Raw genomic sequence first — 20,186 nt, 5'->3', positions numbered from 1 at the left:
TCTCCCTGCTCCTCGTCCTTTTGCCCTACGTCCCTACGTCGATTGAGCTTGCTTCACAGGCGATCGCACCATCAATCACTTCAGGCACAGCAGGTGCCAAGGTCGAGGGTTGGGCACTTTCACATAAGATAGTTGCCATTTTCGACGCATTAGCACTCGCTGGATTAGCCAGAATTGCGCTGACGTAGCTTTTTAGTTTTTCGGTTTTAGGGATAGCGGTTAGCTTTGCCTGAGTTTGATCAATGACCGTCAATTTGTAGGTGTAGTAGGCGCTTTTGGGGATAGCTGTCTGCTCTAAGTCTGCCAAGCTAGAAGTAAAACGACCGTTCGTTTGATAAAACGCTTGCTGGGCAGTGCCCATTTTAGTCAGGTAGTCTTTCACCTCATTCTGCTGCACCGCAATCGTGAGATCAGTCAGCGATTGAGTCGTGTGTTGGGGTTGGGGCTGGGCTGCTGGTGGCACCATGGCTGCGGGAAAAGATGCTTTGGGAGCGGCTGGGGCTGGGGCTGGGGGCTTTTTGGGTATGGCAGCATTGGTGACGGCTGCCACAATCCCGCCGGAAGCAAAGGCGATCGCCGCCATTCCACCCAACACCATCCATTGATTTGAAGGGTTAATTTTGGACAGTAAGCGCTGGACTATGGTTGGCATTGGCATCGAAAGCGCGTTCGCTGGGGGTACTTTTGATCTCGTCGAACTTGCTTTGGGGAACAATCGAGTTGTCAACGCAAAGCTAGAGACTTGCTGAATAATTCGCTGTGTCCAAGAAGAGGCGCTAGTTATAGGCTGATGTGAAGAAGATTTTAAGGCTTGGCTTGATGCTAAATCTGAGGTGAGAATGGGTTCACGGGACGCAGAACTTCCGAGTTGAAATTCTTCTGTCCATAGTGTTGATTCTCCGGTTTGAGCAGATACTTTGACCTTGCGAATCGATGCTGCCCCTAATGCGCCAATACCAGTACGAATGAAACTCACGATCGCCGCTTGATTTAACGGCTTTTCTGACTGCACTTCGATCAGCAAACAATCATTAGTTAATTGCGCGATCGTTGTCACGCCTTTTGGTTCCAAAACCGAGTTCATCAGTGCCGCGATCGCTTGAGGATTCCCCTGTTTCGCCAGATTGAGTAATTGGGATTGAGTCACCATAAAAGATGCCAAACGCAAGAAGTAAAAATGCACTTCTAAAGTACTCGCAAACTCTTAAGTAGCCACTTTTTTTTGCAGGGATCAGGATTCCTTAAACCTAAAACCCGAAACCTAACACCTAAAACCCGAAACCTAACACCTGTCCCAACCAAGGTATGCAGCTTTGATTAGAGAGCCTCTTTTCGTTCCCGTTTCGCCTTACAATTTTGGCAATCACTCTTTGCCCTTTCCGTTTCACCCGTTTTTATGAGTATTGGCTACCTCGCGCTCGTTCTTCATGCTCATCTGCCCTTCGTGCGGCACCCAGAGAGCGATTACGTTCTTGAAGAAGAGTGGTTGTTTGAAGCTATCACCGAAACTTACATTCCCCTCATTCAGGTTTTTGAAGGCTTAAAGCGCGACGGAGTAAACTTCAAGCTCACCATGAGTTTGACCCCGCCATTAATCTCCATGTTGCTTGATCCCCTCTTGCAAGAGCGCTACAGCGAACATCTTGCCAAGCTGGAAGAACTGACCGAATTAGAAGCGACGCGCAACGCGTTCAACGGACATCTGAAGTATTTATCAGAACACTACGCCAACGAATTTAACCAAGTTCGCATCACCTGGGAGCGCCATAACGGCAATCTAGTCAAAGCCTTTAAACAATTCGCCGACAGCAACAACTTAGAAATTATCACCTGCGGCGCAACCCACGGATATTTTCCGTTAATGAAGATGTACCCCCAAGCAGTATGGGCGCAGATTCAGGTGGCGTGCGAGCATTACGAAGAAAATTTTGGACGCAAACCTAACGGGATTTGGTTGCCGGAATGTGGGTATTACGAGGGTGTGGAGCGGATGCTGGCAGATGCCGGACTGCGCTACTTTCTTACCGATGGGCACGGGATTTTGTATGGTCGCCCTCGTCCCCGCTTTGGCACCTATGCCCCAGTTTATACTCAGTCTGGGGTAGCAGCTTTTGGGCGCGATCACGAGTCGTCTCAGCAGGTGTGGTCATCGGAGGTAGGCTACCCTAGCGCGCCAGAATATCGGGAGTTTTACCGCGATTTGGGCTGGGATGCGGAGTATGAATATATCAAGCCCTACGTCATGCCCAATGGTCAGCGGAAGAATGTAGGCATCAAGTATCACAAAATTACTGGGCGTGGCTTTGGGCTAAGCGATAAGGAACTATACGATCCCTACTGGGCACGGGAAAAAACCGCCGAACACGCAGGCAACTTTATGGTGAATCGAGCGCGGCAGGTGGAGCATCTCTACGGCATGATGCAGCGAAAGCCGATTATTGTGTCGCCCTATGATGCCGAGCTTTTTGGGCACTGGTGGTATGAGGGTCCCTGGTTTTTGGATTATCTGTTCCGCAAAACCTGGTTTGACCAAGGCAGCTATGAAATGACTCATTTAGCGGATTACCTAAGGGAAAACCCGACTCAGCAAATGATTAATCCGGCACAGTCTAGCTGGGGCTACAAAGGGTTTCATGAATATTGGCTGAATGAAACGAATGCTTGGATCTATCCCCATTTGCACAAAGCAACCGAGCGAATGATCGAGTTGGCAAAGCGGGAAGCGGTAGATGAACTGGAGCGCAAGGCATTGAATCAGGCAGCGCGTGAGTTATTGCTGGCGCAGTCTTCAGATTGGGCGTTTATCATGCGGACGGGAACGATGGTGCCCTATGCAGTACGCCGCACGAGATCGCACTTGATGCGATTCAACAAGCTCTATGAAGATATCCTGCAAAGCAAGATTGATTCCGGCTGGGTGGAAAAAGTGGAAGCGATCGACAATATCTTCCCAAACATTAACTATCAAGTCTATCGACCGCTTTAAGCTGCTTTACCCTACATCAAAAAATAGGTCGGGCAAGATTGGGCATCAAATTCTAAGCTGACATCATCTAGAAGGGATGGACATAGCCAGGTATCGGGTTGGCTGGCAGAATCGCGATCTCGCTCGATTGTTTTGGCTGAGTCACTAGACGAGATCGGGGTCGTAGCGCCCTGCTCACTTTCTTTGTGCCAATTCCAGTAGGTGTAAGCGAAGTTTTCCATGGGAGGGATCCACACTTTATAAATGGGTCATGCTATCTACAACACAGGTGACGCAGTAATATCAGAAAAGTTCACTATCGAAATCGAAAAAATCGCTATTATTTCAAACCCTGGGTCATGAGGGTTATCTTATCTTTCTAGGATAGGGGGTTACACCCCTCAGATGAGTGATTCGTGATAAAAGTTTCCGATCGAATCCATTCATGAATTTGATTGAAATGGACGAAGCAGAGGCCAGTGTAGTGGATTCATTAGAACGATTTCGAGGATGCCTGTTGGGTCTGGCGGCTGGGGATGCAGTTGGCACAACCGTTGAGTTTCGGCAGCGTGGCTCATTTTCACCCGTGACCGATATGGTGGGTGGCGGTCCCTTTAATCTGAAGCCAGGTCAATGGACTGACGATACATCGATGGCGCTATGCCTTGCCACCAGTCTGATCAAAATGGACGGGTTTGATGCCGCCGATCAAATGAATCGCTACTGTCGCTGGTATGAAGAGGGTTATCTGAGCAGTACAGGAGTTTGTTTTGATATTGGCAATACCGTTAGTCAAGCCTTGCAGCAATACAAGCTATCTGGCAATCCGTTCAGTGGCTCCACAAATCCTAGGTCGGCAGGGAATGGCTGCTTGATGCGATTGGCACCCGTGCCGATGTTCTACTTTCCAGACCGCGATTCCCGTGAGGGGTCCGCTTTGCGGAATCGCGTTGTACATTTTTCTGGCGAGAGTTCTCGCACGACTCATGGTGCGGCAGAATGCATTGACGCAAGTTGTTTGTTTGGGGAGATGATTTTTCGCGCCCTTTCAGGAGCTAGCAAAACTGAAATTCTGTTTAGAAATGAGCGAACTGGGATAGGATCGCCAGCCATTCAAGCGATCGCGGCTGGTGACTATCGCACTAAAACAATCGATAATATTCGCGGTATGGGCTATGTAGTAGAAAGCCTCGAAGCGGCGCTGTGGTGCTTCTGGATAACAGAAACGTTTGAACAGGCGATTCTTGCAGCAACCAACTTGGGCGACGATGCAGATACCACCGCCGCCATTTGTGGTCAACTTGCGGGAGCGCATTATGGAGAGTTGGGAATCCCACCCCATTGGCTCAGCCAACTGACCATGCGCCAAGAAATCAGCGCGCTTGCCCATCAGCTTTATGGTGGACTAGGTCAAGCGATCGAGTTGTTGGATCAGGAAACTGAGGAATAAACCAACATCAGTCGCAACGTTCACCGATTCGACGGAGTTGCGATCGCGATCGCGGTTGCTGTTGACTTACCACTTTCAGCATTTTTGCTTTCGTTAAAAGGTAAACGTAGTCCGAATTACCGGAACGAATACGGTCGGGTTGCCGCTAAAGCCCTCTGGATTGAAAATCACAAATAATCCGGGCGTAATGCTGATGTTGTCAGTCACCCGGTATTTGTAATAAGCCTCAAGATGATAAGGCTTGGCGTTTTCGAGGGTAGGAACTTGCGAAGCAACACCAGACGTATTCACCCGCGCTGGCGGCTGCCCAAACAAAACCCCCGCCGTGCTGCCAGTACTCAGCACGTCTTTAAAGTGGATTCCGCCCATGTAGCTGAGAATATCTGTTCCCGCATCCACCCGCGAAGCCGCATCCACCATGCTGTAGAAGAAGAACCCCGTGAGACTGACTTTAGGAGTAATGCGGTAAACAGCTGTTGCGCCAAACGAATCGAGCTTGACGGGTGTGGTTGCGGCAACGTTTGGAATTGCCCCCACTGCCACCGCCGATTCACCCAATCCTAAAATGTTAATTTGGTGATAGCTGTGAGCATAGTTCAAGGCGATATCAAACGCTGGAGACGGCTTGATCGTCAACTGCGCTGCTGCCACATAGCTACCACCAAACAAGCCTGCGCCTAACGGTGTTCCTGGAAAACCTAAGTTATTGGGCAAATTAGCATTCACACTGCCATACAGCACTCGAAAATCGATCGCGTTGGACACATTCCAGATCAACCCCGCCGCCGAAGCCAACCCAATCCCAGACGTACCCCCCGATATCCGCAAAATCGGATTCATTTGTCCAAATCGAGAAATGCCTTCCTGAGCATCGCCATAAAATGGCACGATCTCAGGGAATGCATCATCTGCCTCAGCCGCCGTTCCTACAAAGGCAGTGAGTTTGGATGCAACGGGGAAAATGTACAGTAGCTTATACAAGCCCACCGAATTATTAGCACCAGGTGCATCGCCTAGGGTCGAAGGGTTGGTTGTGCCAAACTGCGGCTCATATGCCAACCGGACGTTACTCGCCGTGCCAAACACTCCGTCACCATAGCCCAAAGTGCCTGACAGACTTCCTAAACGAGAGGCAAGGCTGCCAGCGCCGCCACCAAAGTTGTAGGCTTGCAATCCCGTAATCAATAAGTCTTTACCAGAAAAACTGGTGAGTAGCTTGAGCCGAACGCGATTGTTGAATACAACCTCTGCGTCTCTCCCAGGTGATGTATCGGCGGCGGGTCCTAATCCTGTTCTAGAAGTATTGAAGGGAGCCGCATTGCGTCTGGGGCCGGGGTAAGCACCATAGGCAGATGCCAGACTGAAAATGACTTCTCCGCTCAGCTTGGTTGTGGTTGAAAACTGCTGTTTCTCTAGGGTTGCAGTGCGAACATCCAGGGCATCAACTCGACCGCGCAAGGATGCCAATTCTGCCGCAAATTCTTCTTGTAATTTTTTAACAACTTCTAGATCTTCTTTTTTAACGAAGTCGGCAGTGGCGGCAGCAATCAATTCTTGAATCTTATCTAGGCAGGCATTTAATCCTGCCGCAAATTCAAAGCGAGTCAGTGCCCGATTGCCCCGAAAGGTTTTATCGGGATAGCCGACGATGCAGCCATATCGCTCAACCAGAGATTGCAGTGCCTGAAATGCCCAATCGGTTGGCTTTACGTCGGATAGCTGGGAGACAGAAGTCACCTGAGTCATTGATGACGATTGAGCGAAAGAGTCATCCACAACCGATTGCGGTTGCTCCGCAGCATTCACAGGGAAAGTGCCAACTACGAAAGAACCCGCCAGCACACTTAACAGTTTTGTATACAGCCGAGCCTTATAAATACTCACAGGTGAATTGATATACACGGTAATTCCTCACGTAGAATTTCACTGATTTTTTCACAGTTCTTTATCCGGGCGAAGTCAATGCAAATGAGCAAAACTTTCGCAAGAAAGATAGAATGATTTCTATCAAAAAAGATGTGATTTTATTAGCCTATTGAAGGCTGGTTTTAATGATTAGAAATGTTCTTTAAATATGCGATCGCATTAAGCAAGCTGAGCATATTTTCTAAACTTGTCAATCTGTATCTACCGCCTTAGAGCTTCTAAAAAGAAAAGTAGCAGATAGGGTTTGTGTTTGAATTGTACCTGCTATGGAAGCCTTTTGTGACGTAAACAACACTTTGAAATTGTTATGAAATAGATAATCTCAAGTTGATGATCGAGTTAAATTGATGCTTCCCTGAGAAGGAAGTCTATGGTTTTTCATAGAGGATGATCTATTAAGATTATTCATAGTCTAAAGAGTTTTATTTTTATCAAAAAAGTTACTTTTCATGACTCAAATTGCTAATAAGAATCGGTAGTAAAAGCAAAATAAATAAAATCTCTCCAAGGGCTTGAACCCTTGGAGAGAAAAATGTTGATCGTTATGCGATTGATGCCAGCGATCACTTCTCAAAGCGATCGCGGATTGGGATGATGGGCAAGAATCTGCATTCCATCCCTGGTAGCCTTCTACACCCGTTGAGCGATTGGATAGGGATGGGTGAGGCGATCGAGTTGTTGGATTAGCAAGCTGAGGAACAAACCTACATCGGTAACGACCCCGACGGATTCGACAGAGCCGCGATCGCTGAGTTTGGTCACTACTGCTGGATTGATATCCACGCAGACCATTTTCACGCCAGCCGGGGTCATGTTGCCCACGCCGATCGAGTGCAGCATGGAAGACAGCATCAAAATCAGGTCAGCCCCTTCAATCAAGCGCGAGTAAGCTTCTTGCGCTTTGATCAAATCCATTTCGGTGTCAGGCAATGGACCATCATCCCGAATGGAGCCAGCGAGCGAAAAAGGAATGTTGTGCTTAACGCATTCATACATCACGCCGCTGGTAATCACTCCCGCTTCCACAGCTTTGGCGATGCTGCCATAGCGTCGAACAATGTTGATCACTTTCAGGTGATGGCGATGCCCACCCCGCACGGATACCCCGCGCTTCATATCCATGCCCAAGGAGGTGCCCAGCATAGATTGTTCCATATCGTGAACCGCGATCGCGTTGCCGCCCAGCAATGCCTGCACATAGCCCTCACGCACCAAGTGAGACAGGTGTTCGCCGCCGCCCGTGTGAATCACCACGGGACCTGCTGTAACCACTACTTTGCCGCCATGATCGCGGAGTTGGCGCATTTCCCAGGCGATTTGCTCCACCACCAGTTCTACCCGCCGTTCGCTCGAAACTCCAGATCCCATAAAGCTGAATTCTTGGCTGCGAGTCTCGCGCGATTCGGGTTTGCGGATGGTGCGAATGCCTTCCACTCCGACGATCACGCGATCGCCTGCCTTCAAATCCCGCAATAATCGACAGGCTGCTGTTGGGGTTCCGGTCATATCTACGGCGATCGCGCCATCCATCCGCTGCTTTTGCACCTGCACCCATTCGCCATTTACCCGCACTTCCGTTGGATAAATTGTGGACACATAGAAATCGTCAGGCGCTACACCATCCTGGATCACCGCTTCTAAATGAACATCACATTGCTCATCCAGCCGAGGCAGTGCCCCTAAATCGATTAGTTGCGACATGATCGCCTCCATCACATCATGGGAAGGAGCCGTCACCTTCACTTCCGCTGAAGACGTACTTTGCCGCTGTTCACCCAGATTAAAGTTCAATACTTGGAAACTGCCGCCGCCTTCCACAATCAGATCAAGTGCCTGATTAATCAAGCCTGCATCCAGCAAGTGCCCTTCCATCCGCACGATTCGGCTTTCCACTGTGCCGCTGGCATGAATATCTGCCAACACAGGTTCCGTCGTCCGCAACGTCAAACATTTTGCCGCACCTCCCGCCTTCAAAAACTCCGTTAGCGGCGTTTCTACCACATCAAACCCTGCGGCGTTCAACCGTTGTTTTAGCTCATCGCTGGCTTTGTTCATCACCACAACGTTGCCAATATTTACCGTGTTGCAGGCAAAATTGAGGGCATCCGACTCACCAATGGGAATCCGCTTTACTTCTGGCACCCGCATTTCGATCAAGCGATTAGAGTAAGAGTCAAATGCAGGCGGATAGTAAAGTAAGTAGCCGCCAGTCAAGGGGCAGAAGCAGGTATCCAGGTGATAGAAGCGATCGTCCATGAGCCGCAACGACAGCACTTCTATATCCAGCCACTTCGCTAAATAAGGATGAGAATCGAGTTCGGAGCGGAAGCCATAGCCTGCCCACAGCCAACGTCCTTCGCGATCGAGCAAAGCATCTCCCGCCCCTTCAAACGGCAAATCTTTAGGCAACTCATGCACGGTGAAGCCTTGATCGGCAAACCACTGCTTGAAAAAGGGTTCTTCGCCCTGGCGTTCTTTGTGGAAAAAGCGGCTGAGTACCACCTCTTTGCCCAGCACCAAGCCAGCGTTGGCAGTAAACACCATATCGGGTACACCTTTCTCAGGCTTGACCAGTTCCACGATCGCCCGTTCTTTGAGAACCTCAAACAGCCCTTGCCACTGTTGGACGGCGCGATCGCGCGAAGACTTGTGGACATTTCCTTCCATCCACGGGTTAATCACATAGTCCACGTCATAGTGGTCAGGGGCACACATCAAGATGCGGATTTCAGAAGTCATAACATTAAACTTGTAGATGGGTAGGAGGCAAACGTAAATACAGCCAAAAGATCAGCCAATCTTTCATCTTACTATTGACTGGATTGCCGAAAAGCAAAGCTAATGACTACATGGTTAAAGACTGCTGACAATCTGCAAAGTCATCCAGGAAAGTTTATGTCGTGGGGAGTGTCCATAGCGGATGCCCTGTGCAGTAGTGATTGAGTGCATCGCACTTTTGTAGCCCTCACCCTTGTATCTTGAAAGTGTGGTAGACCGTCCCCCCTACGATTCGTAAAATCGAGATTTAGCTAGGCATAGTGCCAGCAAAAAGACAGAACTAAGACGGAGGTGGTTCGTGAATTGGTGGAAACTCTTGAAGGGCAGCTTACACCTGAAAGTAAGCGATTGTTAGTGAATGGGAGGAAAGCTGATGCTGCCAGCGCACCGCCTGTCCCCTGGCAACTACCTACAGGTGCGATCGCACCTGTTCAATCACGGTCTGAATTCCATCCGCATTCAATCGATAGCTCAGAGGATGGGCGATTAACCGCGCCGTACTGTGATACAGCACATCGATTTCAACCAAGCCGTTTTCTTTCAAAGTCCGCCCGGTAGAAACCAAATCCACGATCGCTTCTGCCATTCCAGTAATCGGTCCCAATTCCACTGAGCCATACAGCGGCACAATTTCTATTGGCAAATCGAGGGCATCAAAATATTCCCGCGCACACTGCACATATTTAGAGGCAACCCGTCCATACAGCGGCAATTTCAAAGAGGAGCGATAGGGACTAGACTCTTTCACTGCAACAGACATGCGACATCCACCAAAGCCCAGATCGACTAGCTGCGCCACTTGCGACGTTTTCTCTCGCAGCACGTCGTACCCTACTATGCCTAGCTGAGCTTGCCCATATTCCACATATACAGGCACATCCTGCGCCCTGACCAACAGCGCTTTAGCGGTTTCCGTTGGGTCTGAAATCTGGAGTTGGCGATTGGATTTATCTAAAAAAGCGCTGAAATCTAAGCCAATGGACTGAAACAAACGAATGCTGTCATCTAAAAGTGCGCCCTTGGGCAAAGCAACGGTAATCATAAAGGAATGGCGAATTACGAATTACGAATGATTGGGGATCAGTAAAAATAACGATACGCTATATTCTATAACGCCATCCTCATACTCAACCTCACTACTGCCTACTCCCACACTCTGAACCTAAAACCTGAAACCCGACACCTGACACCTGTTAACCCTTTCTATGCGTATTCTTTTGGTTGATGACGAAGTGGAAATGGCAGATCCCCTCAGCCGTTTGTTGATGCGGGAAGGATATGAGGTTGAGGTTGCCTATGAAGGCGATCGCGGGAATCAACTTGCCCAAGACAATCAATATGACCTGTTGATTTTAGATTGGATGCTGCCCAAAAAAACGGGGTTGGAAGTGTGCCAAGCCATGCGATCGCGGGGCAACATGACTCCAGTATTATTTCTAACTGCGAAAGATACAATTGACGATCGCGTTCAGGGTTTGGATGCTGGAGCCGATGATTACCTGATCAAGCCCTTTGAGCTACGAGAATTGCTAGCCAGGGTGCGAGCGCTGCTAAGGCGACCCACTGCGACTTTAGAGCCTTCCACTCGACGGCTCCAGGTAAACGATCTAGAACTTGATCCCGAAAACCAACTTGCCTATCGGGGCGATCGCGAAATTGAACTTTCTGAAAAAGAAGCCCAGCTACTCGCCTATCTCATGCGATCGCCTAATCAATTACTGACTCACGAGCAAATCTATCATCATGTTTGGGGGGACGAAAAACCCACCAGTAACACCCTAGCGGCTCAAATCCGCCTGCTGCGGCGCAAAATTGAACTGGATAATGAATCGCCCCTCATTAGCACCGTGTATGGCAAAGGCTACCGCTTTGGCTGTTGTACTCTCAGATGATTAGTCTTTCTACGCTAATCGTCATTTAAGTTTAGTCTTGTAAAGTTCAAAAATCTCGATGAACAAGGGATTTAAGCCCCTTATTTCCTGCAATTTGAATGCCTATCAGAGTGTCACCGAACTGGCGGCAGGATGGGTGCGTAAGGCTCATAAGCGGGCGGCGCAGCCTCTACAGGTGGTGGCGCAGGTTCCACGGGCGGCGGCGGGGCACTTTCTGGAGCAGGATAGGCAGAAGGACGGCGGGGCGGCGGTGTATAGGGTTGAGTATAGGGTTGAGCGGGAGCAACATTAACTGGGGTTTCAGGGGGTAAAGATTCATTCGGGGATGGAGTCGCATCGGGTGATGAACTATCTTCAGGATCAGAGGAGCGTTCTTGATCGGATGGATTTTCATTGAAAGACGGAGGTTTTTTTAAGGAACGGCGGGAACGTTCGAGGGCTATTTCTGCCGCTCGAATTCGGGCTATTTCTGCCGCTCGAATTTCGGCTTGCCAGTTGGCGATCGCCCCTTGAGCCTGTCCATAGAGCGATCGCTTGGGGGCTATTTCTGCCGCAGTTTGCATGGCACCATTCAAATTCCCTTGAGATGCCAGTGCCCAAGCCCGGTCTAAGGTCGGTTGGTCTTGAATGGTTTGAATGGTTCCAGTCCAGATCGCCACTAAGGTTTGAGCGTCTTGACGTAAAGGACGACCGATCGGTACACCATTGGCTTGAGCGATCGCCGCTTGCAGATCTGGAATTGAGCGTTTATCGGCAAGTTTTTTGGCGTAGGCGAGATAGGGCAAATCTTCAGACTTGAGTAATTCTTGCTGCCAATAGGCAACGAGGGTTTGGGCTTGGGCACGACGGGGGCGATCGCGGGTGATCTGTTGCCCCTGCCAGAGCGCAAGTTTAAGAGCTTGGGGATGCTGCAAACTGCCCATAGCCCAACCTAACTGAAGGAGGGTGAGATCTTGAAGTTGCGCTGTCCAGCTTTTTAAGTTGGCTTGAGCTTGGGGATAGTAACGGCTGTTAGGCGGAAGCAACTCGGCAGTGGAGATCGCGGCGGTTAGGTTCCAAAGCTGAGGCAACGTTGGCTTCAGGGTTGCGCGGCTGCCTAGGGAATGACTGCGCGCCTGAGCCAACCAAATTAAATCCTGAGCGGTTTGGGTCATTTTTGGGTTGGGAGTCACTAGCTTTGCCAGCGCCATCGACTGGGCAAGATTGCCCTTGACCCAACTTTGATAGCTCAACGATAGGAGGGTTTCACTCCACTGGCTCAGAGATTGCTGCGCGTCGCTCCAAGCATGGGTTTTGGGATCCATCCGGCTTACGGCTGCGATCGCGGCTCCCAATTGCTTCGGTTGATTGAGCTTTGCGACTTCCTGAGCTTGGGCAAAATAGCGACGATCGCGCTGTTCCGATTCAAGCTGCTGGGTCAGCGCGGTTGCCCGTTCATAGCGCCAATAATCTTGCGTAAACTCTCGCAGTAAGCCAATTTTTTCTGCGGCAATAGTCCACTGTTGCGATTTCAAAGCCTTTTGAACAGCCGTGGAGACGGCTTCCCCTTCCTGCCAAAATTGCCGCCACTGTGTGATATCTGCCTGCGCTTCTCCATAGAGTGGACTTGTTTTAGGAATGCGGCTTGCCAGTTCTACGGCTCCTTTTAAGTCACTTTGATGAATGCGATCGCGGGCAGCAGTCAAAATAGGCTGCGACCATTCTGCAATCAACCGCTGAGCTTCTCGATAAAGCGGATGGTCGGGTGTCCATCGATTTAAGGTATCCACTCCCGCTAGCAGCTTGGGCACTTCTCCAGAACGAGCCGCTTCTTGGGCGCAGTAGAGTTGCTCCATATCTGTGGATAACGATGAAGTTTGTTGGCAGTCTGCGGAAGGAGGAGGCGTTGCTAATAGCCATAGCGCCGCTGTACCAACACTGCCAACGACACAAAAAACTCCCGCACTGACCAACAGCCACCGCCAGGATTTTGTTCTAGACCATATAGAACGGAGCGGAGAACCCCGGCGACGCTCTAAAACAGGCACTATTAATTCAGACTGGTCTTTTTCCGGCTCTGCTAGGCTGCTAGAACTATCCGGGTCTAGTTCAAAAGGATTTGATTGTTTGCTGACCATGCCTTCTCCTCTCCATCGTCCATCCCATAAGCTATTATTTCACTCCTCACCGCAGCCAAACTGCTCAGCAACGAGGTTAGTGCAGACGGAGGTTTGCGCTATTCTAGCTGTAAAAATGGGGAACGCTAAGATTCCTTATTTCTAAGATTCCTTATTTCGTGGAGAAAGGGGAATGTCAGAAACTAGGCTTTATTTCATTCACCTGTCCACTATTTAATTCACCCTGCCCACTCGATCGAACGGATAAAATCGCAAAATGGCACGACCAATGATGTTTTTGCTCGGCAAAAAGCCCCAAACATGGGAATCGTTGCTGTTGGGGCGATTGTCACCCATGACGAAAAACTGATCGGGCGGCACTTTCACAGGCTCCAACAGATAATTGGGCGGGGCGGCAATATATGGCTCTACGAGGGCTTGATTGTTGACATACACCTTGCCGTTGAGGACGTGAACCGTTTGACCCGATGTGGCAATAATCCGCTTGATAAATGCCTGATCTTTGGCAAATCCTAAGCTCTGGAGTTGTGGCGGCGGCTCGAAGACAATAATGTCGCCAAAGCGGGGCGGATGGAGCCGATAGGAGACTTTTTCAACTACCAGGCGATCGCCCACTTCCAGCGTGGGCACCATCGAATCAGAAGGAATAAAGCGCGGCTCAGCCACAAATACACGAATCAGCAGCGCCAAAATCAGCGCAATAAACAGAATTTGAAAGTTATCCCACCAAATCTGACCGGGAGATTTGCTTGCCGGAATCGGCGGGGATGATTTTGGCTCAGAGGTCTTTTCGGAATTCATAGATTGTATTGTCGCAAGCGTAGGGCACAGAGCGCAACTTCTCTCTGATGACTTAATCTTGCATCGCACCCTAAAAACGGTATTCTGGAAGGCGTGTTAAGGACAGTAAATTGGGCTATGGCAACAATTTTTAGAAATGCTCACCTGCTTGATCCGATGCAGGGAATTGAAGGACGCGGCGATGTGCTGGTGGATAACGGCAAAATCGTGGGCGTGCTGCAAGAGGACTCGGCGATCGGTAAAATTGTGCCTATTTTGGTGCCCCAGTGGGATACCCAAATTATTGATCTAGAAGGAGCTTTTTTGTCTCCTGGATGGATGGATATTCATACTCATGTTTGTAACACCTTGGGCGATTTTTGCTTATCTGCTGATGATGTGGGCATCCGCTCTGGTGTGACAACCATTGCCGATGCCGGCACCTCCAGCATTCTTACCTTTGATGCATTTCGGCAAACGGCGATCGCGACTGCAAAAACACGGGTGTTCTCTTTCATGAATCCCTCGTTGCTGTATGTTGCCACCTCAGACCTAATCGCCCATCAGCTAGATATTGTTGCCAATCCCCAGAACCAAGACATCGATCGCGCCGCTGCTGTTGTGGAAGCTCACCGAGATGTAATTGTGGGCTTTCATGTGCGTCCAGTTCGTCGGATTGGGGAGACCACTTCGCCACTGTTGGAAACTGCTAAAAAACTAGCAGAAATGTTTTCATTGCCGCTGCTGGTGCATTTGGGGCATTTTTCTCAGGATGAAGTGATACCAGCCGCAGAGCTATTGCCCCAGCTAAAAGCGGCAGATATTGTGACCCACTGTTTTCAGCCCAATCATGCCCTGTTTGATCAGAACTATAAACTACTGCCTGCTGCCCAAGATGCGATCGATCGCGGCGTGTTGTTAGATGTAGGGTACAGCGATGCAGACTGTTCGACTGAATTAGCAAAAGCCGCGATCGCTCAGGGCATTCTGCCGAATATTCTGTCCACTAATCTCAACCGTTCTACTGTGGGAACCTCAGATAGCTTAGCCGCCGTGATGACTCGATTTATAAATTTGGGGCTTTCGTTGAGCGAAGTCGTAGAACGAGTCACCCATCAGCCAGCCGCCGCGATCGGTCAATCCAGTCAGCTAGGCGGATTTAAACCCGGTCAACTGGCAGATTTCACCATTTTTGAATGGAACGATGAACCCACACCTGCAAAGGATGACAGCGATCAAACCCAGACCATACCGCAACGGTTAAAGGTAAACGGGGTTTGCCGCAGCGGAGAATATTTTCATATTGAGCGATCGCCCTTCGAGCCGCAGTTACAACCAGCGGCATAATCACAGTGTTGTGTTTTGGAAAAGTGTTGTGTTTTGGAAAGGGGCGATCGCAGCCAAATGATGCAATAGTTCATCGCTACTTTGACTGAGCGAAATTAACATCAAGGTGGAAAAACAGACAAAAGGTAAGCCGTTTTGTAGGACTAGATCCTCCACTGCTTACCTATGACAACTACCTAACTTTGATGAGAAGAGACTTAGACAAACAAATCAGAAACTATCGAAAATCAGAACGTGTTGTGGTGTTAGTTGGCTCATAGCGAGTAGTAGTTTCGTCATGCTTAGGACGGCGCAATCCAGCTAAACCAGCTAAGCCTAATAAGCCTAGCCAACCCCAATCTGCCCCATCATCATCCCTGGTTGTGCTGGTCGTGCCATAGGACGAAGAACCATCCGTAGAGGTGGTGGAAGGAGAAGTGGTGGAGGGAGAAGTCATGCTACCAGAGGTGCCTGTGCTATCAGGAGTCGTGGTTGTGGTGTTGGAAGTACCGCTTCCTGGAGCTACAGAACTACCACCCATTGTGCCGGTGCTGTCAGGAGTCGTAGTGGTGCTAGAGGTGCCGGAAGAACTGCTACCGGATGGACTACTACTTTGAGCAAATGCAGACATGGGAAGTGCAGCAAGGGCTATCGCAGCAGTACTGGTCAATGCAGCTTTAGACAGGTTTGAGAGTTTCATGAGTATGGCTCCTTAGTGTTTGGATATTAGTTGATGCTTCGATTGTTAGAAAAGCAAATTGGCGTAGGGCAAATTGATTAATGATCTGAGAGTAAGTAGCATTGGGCAGCTAAATACTTGACTTATCTATGTAGAATAACCAGCAGTGTATTAAATTAGTTCCTACCCAAGAAATAGTTTTTGTTGGCAATATATCAACCTAGGACATAGATTTTTCTGGTATTCATAGCGGTTTGTTAGGCGCAGTTAGCGATCGCAATAAATTTGAAATGTAGCGTATTGATTAAGGTCTTTCCGGTCTACAGGGAATCTGATATAGCTGGGTTTATCTGGTGGCTAGGCTGTAAGATCGCCTTAATTTGATAGAGTAAATTCTCGAAATCAATCGGTTTACGAATGAACCCATCGGCTCCTGCATCAAATCCTTCCGCAGGCATCAAGGAGCTATAGCCAGTTACTAAAAGAATAGGGATAAAAGGCAAATGAGGATTTCTCCGAATCTGCCGTGTCACCTCAAATCCATTCATTTCTGGCATCATTACATCTAACAGGACTAACTCTGGTGGATGGGCAGCAACCTTCTCCAAAGCAGATTGTCCACTATCAGCAACCTCAACTTTATATCCCTCACTTTCTAAAACTGTTTGTAGCAAAAAGGAGTTATCGGAAAGGTCATCCACTACTAGAATGCAATCGACTTGTGGTGCTATTTGAGGAGATAAGCTATTCATTACTGCAAAAAATACTTTTCTAAAGGCAAAGAGTTTTTGATAGACATACCTATTGTCTCTATCAATCTCGGCATTTCACTCCTACTATAGAGAGATCTACTGAGTGCATCCCAAGTTACGCAAATTTGCCCTCATGCCCCAAACTCTTCTCCCAAATCTAGGAGAATATGACCTTTGCCCGATTGCTCTATGAAGGGGTACAAGAATAAAACAATCGTTCTGTATTGCTTCTTTCAGCAACAGTTGAGCAGGCAAAAAAAGATAAGATTAAAGCGGTGCGATCGCGCGATCAAAGTTCACACTGAACTCTCCCAAGAAGAGGCGGCGCAACTGATGAAGCGCTACGATTTTGCAATACGGCGGCACTATTGATGCACAATTATTTTGAGCGATCGCTCTAATTCATCCACCTTGGGCATGGTCTATACTTGAGCCACAACTGTCTCTGGCGGTTCTGATCGTGATTTCTAAGCTTTCCCTGCAAAACTTACCCAGCACTGCCGACCTGCCCTGCTCGGATGATGAACCCGTGGATAATGAAGACCAAAACCTTCTACCAAATCTGCTCTTACTCTTGCTGATTCATCTCTGGTCAGCGCGGCTAGACTGGTACTTCGGTGTAGACATGGCGGTATACCATACGACAGGTATCAATCCAAAAGTTCCAGTCGTGCCCGATGCGTTCTTGAGCCTCAATGTCGAACGTAGAAAGGGTGGAAAATCCCGCCGTAGCTATGCCACTTGGGAAGAAAATGAGGTAGTGCCGATTTTTGTGCTGGAGATGGTATCCCACCGTCCTGGAGAAGAATATGACGAAAAGCTGGATCTATACACCAAGTTGGGTGTGCTGTATTACCTTATTTACAATCCAGAGTTTTGGCAGCGCGATCGTCGTCAACCGTTTGAACTCTACAAACTGGAAAATGGCGTTTATCACCAACAAATTGGTGAACCTTACTGGATGCCGGAAGTGGGCTTGGGGATTGGACGCTATCGAGGTGTAGTTGGTGGATTGCCCCAGGAGATTTTGACTTGGTATGACGAACGGGGAGATCGCCATCTTAGTCCTGAAGAGCAAGAGAGACAACGCACAGAGCAAGAGAGACAGCAACGAGAACGATTAGAGACATTTTTGCGATCGCAAGGAATTGATCCCGATCGCTTACCAGACTAATCGCCTGTCAAGCATTGTGTACCCTATTATTGTGTACCCTATTGATGATGGGCGCGATCGCTTCCCTGCTCAACACCCGCTTGATAGTCATAGCGAAACTGCTGCTTCAATCCTTAATCCTTTTATTAAAAGGGGCTTAAGCCCCTTCTCTCTACAATTTGAATGCATATACAACTTACTTGCATCTTTATAGTTTTTCTCCAGCTTTAATAGTGGCGTGGAGTGTATAGCCAGTGTTTTCCCTGGCGTTGTTGAACCGTGCGAGTTTTGCTGGAACCAATCAAAATGACGGTTCGCATGTCGGCATCCGCGATCTCTAACTGCTCAAGCGATTTCACTATTACTGTTTGTCCTAGTCTGCCCAGATTACGAGCCAGCACAACGGGTGTTTCGGGCGATCGCCATTCCAACAAAATGGCTTTGGCTTTTTCTAGTTGCCAGGTGCGCTGTTTAGAAACGGGATTGTAGAAGGCGATCGCAAAATCTGCCTGTGCCGCTGCTGTAATCCGCTGGGCAATCACGTCCCAGGGTTTGAGAATATCCGAGAGGGAGATCGTGCAAAAATCATGTCCCAGGGGTGCGCCGACTTGGGCTGCGGCTGCCTGCATTGCCGAAATTCCCGGACAGACTTGGATTTCAATCTCCTGCCATTCGGGTTTTGCCTCACGCTCCAGCACTTCAAATACGGCGGCTGCCATGGCATAGATTCCTGGATCGCCAGAGGAGACGATCGCTACAGTTCGCTTTTTGGCGGCTAAATCCAAGGCAAACCGGGCGCGATCGAGTTCGACTCGATTGTCTGATTCGTGGCGGGTGGTGTGGGATTGCCGCAAGGGTTCTGCCAAATCGAGATAGGTTTTATAACCGACCCAGTCTGTTGCTGACTCTAAGATCTGTTTGGCTTCTGGCGACATCCATGCCGCCGATCCGGGACCTGTTCCGACGATCGCCAGTTTCCCCTGGGTTGGTTCAATACTATCGATATCTACTTCATAGACCAAACACTCTTTACTCGATGTTGATAGCCGTTCAGATTGACTCTTTGGCACAATCTGAATTGTCAGCTTTCCGGCTTTTGTAATTGGTAACTGACTGTTTTCTAACCAGGGTGCTTCACCGATGAGTTGAACGGTTGCCCCTGCCAACAAATCTGCAATAAAGGTCTTGGCATCATCGGGGTTGACGAGTCGATATCCAGGCGGTGGCGATAATAATGGCGCGCGAAATCGAATATCCCCGGTGGTCGTAATCGCGGGGGCAACCTGTAAAGCTACTGCGATCTGACGCGCTAAATCATTTACACCCTGCAACCCACCCAACAAGGGCACGACAGCACTACCATCTTCTGCGATCGCTAGCACGGGCGGTTCCTGCCATTTATTGGTGAGTAATGGGGCGATCGTGCGGATCAGAATACCTGCCGCACAAACCCCGATGATGGGCGTTCCAGCTTGAAACAACTCCCGAACCGTTTCGCCAAAGTTATCATAGGTGACGCTTGCAGACTGAGTACGATTGGCTAACCCATATATCACTGCTTCAGGCAGCGCAACCTGAATTTGACGCGCAACCGGAATACTAGCTTCTCCCAAAATAACGATCACAGGTGAATTGATATTATTGAGCATTCTGTTGTTGATATTCGATTAATTGTTGAGCAAACTCTTGATGTTCGGCTGAACTAATCCCCATTTGCAGAACTGCGAGGACGGGTTGCATGGTTCCGGCTATCAGGTTGGGCAGATCTAGCCACAATCCTGGAAACACTTGACTGCGAATTACGCCTTGTTGATCGGGCAGCAGCGAGACATAATCTCCATCCTGCAAACTAAACCAATCAATTTTTTGATCAAACACCTGCCAGACAATATATTCTTGGATGCCACTGCGTCGATAAGCGCGTTTTTTGTCGCCTAAATCAATGCTGACGCTGCTTGCTGCAATCTCTGCAACCAGTTCCGGTGCCCCTTCTAGATACCCATCCTCGCTGAGGGTGGAGTGTCCACCGCTTTCCTGGCTGATCAATAAGACCCCATCGGGCTGTGGCTCATTGTCAATATCCAGGCGCACCGTTGGCTCAATTCCCATTTCTACTTGAGGTGTGGCGATTTTATAAGTCCACAGGCACCCGATGAGATTACCGTGGGGTTCGGCGTGGGGTCGAAAGCGTAAGGGGGATGCCATATAAACGATTCCTTCAATCAGTTCGGCTTTTTTTAGCTCTGGCATGGCAGTGTAACGCCGCTCAAATTCGGGACGAGTCAAGCGATCGCCATTTTCCAAGGGCGGTAACTGAGTGCGTAGAACCGGAAAAGGCATCGATTCAGATTGGACAGAGGTCATAAAC

At 49.1% G+C, this 20,186-nt stretch carries 17 protein-coding genes; 6 read left to right on the top strand and 11 right to left on the bottom strand.

Annotation, left to right across the window (positions count from 1 at the left end; genetic code table 11):
• Window positions 1-25: 25 nt before the first annotated feature.
• Window positions 26-1,150, bottom strand: a complete 1,125-nt coding sequence (locus AC1S5B_RS10505; RefSeq protein WP_482035626.1) for a type IV pilin-like G/H family protein — start codon at window positions 1,148-1,150, stop codon at window positions 26-28.
• A gap of 246 nt (window positions 1,151-1,396) precedes the next feature.
• Between AC1S5B_RS10505 and AC1S5B_RS10500 the strand changes: the two genes are divergently transcribed.
• A complete protein-coding gene (locus AC1S5B_RS10500; protein WP_482035625.1) occupies window positions 1,397-2,986 on the top strand; it encodes a glycoside hydrolase family 57 protein in 1,590 nt (529 codons plus the stop codon).
• Window positions 2,987-2,997: 11 nt separating this feature from the next.
• Here AC1S5B_RS10500 and AC1S5B_RS10495 read toward each other — a convergent pair whose 3' ends face one another.
• Window positions 2,998-3,207: a hypothetical protein gene (locus AC1S5B_RS10495; RefSeq protein ID WP_482035624.1), complete on the bottom strand. Its 210-nt coding sequence runs from the start codon at window positions 3,205-3,207 to the stop codon at window positions 2,998-3,000.
• Window positions 3,208-3,425: 218 nt separating this feature from the next.
• Between AC1S5B_RS10495 and AC1S5B_RS10490 the strand changes: the two genes are divergently transcribed.
• Window positions 3,426-4,415: an ADP-ribosylglycohydrolase family protein gene (locus AC1S5B_RS10490; protein WP_482035623.1), complete on the top strand. Its 990-nt coding sequence runs from the start codon at window positions 3,426-3,428 to the stop codon at window positions 4,413-4,415.
• Between the two features lie 93 nt (window positions 4,416-4,508).
• On the opposite strand, the gene AC1S5B_RS10485 is transcribed toward AC1S5B_RS10490, so the two are convergent.
• From AC1S5B_RS10485 to hisG, 3 genes are all read right to left on the bottom strand, one after another.
• Window positions 4,509-6,317, bottom strand: a complete 1,809-nt coding sequence (locus AC1S5B_RS10485; protein WP_482035622.1) for an iron uptake porin — start codon at window positions 6,315-6,317, stop codon at window positions 4,509-4,511.
• Window positions 6,318-6,971: 654 nt separating this feature from the next.
• Window positions 6,972-9,080 (bottom strand): bifunctional arginine dihydrolase/ornithine cyclodeaminase, encoded by a 2,109-nt coding sequence (gene argZ / locus AC1S5B_RS10480; protein WP_482035621.1) that lies wholly within the window; start codon window positions 9,078-9,080, stop codon window positions 6,972-6,974.
• A gap of 448 nt (window positions 9,081-9,528) precedes the next feature.
• Window positions 9,529-10,161: an ATP phosphoribosyltransferase gene (gene hisG, locus AC1S5B_RS10475; RefSeq protein WP_482035620.1), complete on the bottom strand. Its 633-nt coding sequence runs from the start codon at window positions 10,159-10,161 to the stop codon at window positions 9,529-9,531.
• Window positions 10,162-10,324: 163 nt separating this feature from the next.
• Here hisG and rppA point away from each other — a divergent pair, with 163 nt between their 5' ends.
• Window positions 10,325-11,011 (top strand): two-component system response regulator RppA, encoded by a 687-nt coding sequence (rppA, locus tag AC1S5B_RS10470; protein ID WP_482035619.1) that lies wholly within the window; start codon window positions 10,325-10,327, stop codon window positions 11,009-11,011.
• 113 nt (window positions 11,012-11,124) lie between these two features.
• Here rppA and AC1S5B_RS10465 read toward each other — a convergent pair whose 3' ends face one another.
• On the bottom strand, window positions 11,125-13,128 hold the full coding sequence (locus AC1S5B_RS10465; protein WP_482035618.1) for a hypothetical protein: 2,004 nt from the start codon (window positions 13,126-13,128) through the stop codon (window positions 11,125-11,127).
• A gap of 213 nt (window positions 13,129-13,341) precedes the next feature.
• On the bottom strand, window positions 13,342-13,929 hold the full coding sequence (gene lepB, locus AC1S5B_RS10460) for a signal peptidase I (protein WP_482035617.1): 588 nt from the start codon (window positions 13,927-13,929) through the stop codon (window positions 13,342-13,344).
• Window positions 13,930-14,046: 117 nt separating this feature from the next.
• On the opposite strand from lepB, the gene AC1S5B_RS10455 reads away from it, so the two are divergent.
• Complete coding sequence (locus AC1S5B_RS10455; RefSeq protein WP_482035616.1) at window positions 14,047-15,255, top strand: amidohydrolase family protein; 1,209 nt, start codon at window positions 14,047-14,049, stop codon at window positions 15,253-15,255.
• Window positions 15,256-15,472: 217 nt separating this feature from the next.
• On the opposite strand, the gene AC1S5B_RS10450 is transcribed toward AC1S5B_RS10455, so the two are convergent.
• Window positions 15,473-15,934, bottom strand: a complete 462-nt coding sequence (locus AC1S5B_RS10450; protein WP_482035615.1) for a WGxxGxxG family protein — start codon at window positions 15,932-15,934, stop codon at window positions 15,473-15,475.
• Between the two features lie 299 nt (window positions 15,935-16,233).
• Window positions 16,234-16,665, bottom strand: coding sequence for a response regulator (locus AC1S5B_RS10445; protein WP_482035614.1), 432 nt, complete (start codon window positions 16,663-16,665; stop codon window positions 16,234-16,236).
• 189 nt (window positions 16,666-16,854) lie between these two features.
• Here AC1S5B_RS10445 and AC1S5B_RS10440 point away from each other — a divergent pair, with 189 nt between their 5' ends.
• Together AC1S5B_RS10440 and AC1S5B_RS10435 are read left to right on the top strand one after the other, a co-directional pair.
• The gene (locus AC1S5B_RS10440; protein ID WP_482035613.1) at window positions 16,855-17,037 is read left to right on the top strand and encodes a hypothetical protein; all 183 of its coding nucleotides are present in this window, start codon (window positions 16,855-16,857) and stop codon (window positions 17,035-17,037) included.
• An 88-nt stretch (window positions 17,038-17,125) separates the two neighbouring features.
• The gene (locus AC1S5B_RS10435; RefSeq protein WP_482035612.1) at window positions 17,126-17,839 is read left to right on the top strand and encodes a Uma2 family endonuclease; all 714 of its coding nucleotides are present in this window, start codon (window positions 17,126-17,128) and stop codon (window positions 17,837-17,839) included.
• 206 nt (window positions 17,840-18,045) lie between these two features.
• Here AC1S5B_RS10435 and cobJ read toward each other — a convergent pair whose 3' ends face one another.
• The gene (gene cobJ / locus AC1S5B_RS10430) at window positions 18,046-19,467 is read right to left on the bottom strand and encodes a precorrin-3B C(17)-methyltransferase (RefSeq protein WP_482035611.1); all 1,422 of its coding nucleotides are present in this window, start codon (window positions 19,465-19,467) and stop codon (window positions 18,046-18,048) included.
• Entirely contained in the window at window positions 19,457-20,182 is a 726-nt protein-coding gene (locus tag AC1S5B_RS10425) for a Uma2 family endonuclease (protein ID WP_482035610.1), read from the bottom strand. The genes cobJ and AC1S5B_RS10425 overlap by 11 nt, the downstream gene beginning before the upstream one ends.
• Between the last annotated feature and the right edge of the window lie 4 nt (window positions 20,183-20,186).

The sequence above is a fragment of the Leptolyngbya sp. CALU 1928 genome (assembly GCF_056784215.1).
Note: the sequence above shows the minus strand (reverse complement) of the source record. Positions and strands in the feature narration are given on the sequence as shown.

Coding starts and splice junctions, on each gene's coding strand:
- AC1S5B_RS10505 (WP_482035626.1), bottom strand. CDS start 1,150: ATGGTGACTCAATCCCAATTACTCAATCTGGCGAAACAGGGGAATCCT.
- AC1S5B_RS10500 (WP_482035625.1), top strand. CDS start 1,397: ATGAGTATTGGCTACCTCGCGCTCGTTCTTCATGCTCATCTGCCCTTC.
- AC1S5B_RS10495 (WP_482035624.1), bottom strand. CDS start 3,207: ATGGAAAACTTCGCTTACACCTACTGGAATTGGCACAAAGAAAGTGAG.
- AC1S5B_RS10490 (WP_482035623.1), top strand. CDS start 3,426: ATGGACGAAGCAGAGGCCAGTGTAGTGGATTCATTAGAACGATTTCGA.
- argZ (WP_482035621.1), bottom strand. CDS start 9,080: ATGACTTCTGAAATCCGCATCTTGATGTGTGCCCCTGACCACTATGAC.
- hisG (WP_482035620.1), bottom strand. CDS start 10,161: ATGATTACCGTTGCTTTGCCCAAGGGCGCACTTTTAGATGACAGCATT.
- rppA (WP_482035619.1), top strand. CDS start 10,325: ATGCGTATTCTTTTGGTTGATGACGAAGTGGAAATGGCAGATCCCCTC.
- AC1S5B_RS10465 (WP_482035618.1), bottom strand. CDS start 13,128: ATGGTCAGCAAACAATCAAATCCTTTTGAACTAGACCCGGATAGTTCT.
- lepB (WP_482035617.1), bottom strand. CDS start 13,929: ATGAATTCCGAAAAGACCTCTGAGCCAAAATCATCCCCGCCGATTCCG.
- AC1S5B_RS10455 (WP_482035616.1), top strand. CDS start 14,047: ATGGCAACAATTTTTAGAAATGCTCACCTGCTTGATCCGATGCAGGGA.
- AC1S5B_RS10450 (WP_482035615.1), bottom strand. CDS start 15,934: ATGAAACTCTCAAACCTGTCTAAAGCTGCATTGACCAGTACTGCTGCG.
- AC1S5B_RS10445 (WP_482035614.1), bottom strand. CDS start 16,665: ATGAATAGCTTATCTCCTCAAATAGCACCACAAGTCGATTGCATTCTA.
- AC1S5B_RS10440 (WP_482035613.1), top strand. CDS start 16,855: ATGAAGGGGTACAAGAATAAAACAATCGTTCTGTATTGCTTCTTTCAG.
- cobJ (WP_482035611.1), bottom strand. CDS start 19,467: ATGCTCAATAATATCAATTCACCTGTGATCGTTATTTTGGGAGAAGCT.
- AC1S5B_RS10425 (WP_482035610.1), bottom strand. CDS start 20,182: ATGACCTCTGTCCAATCTGAATCGATGCCTTTTCCGGTTCTACGCACT.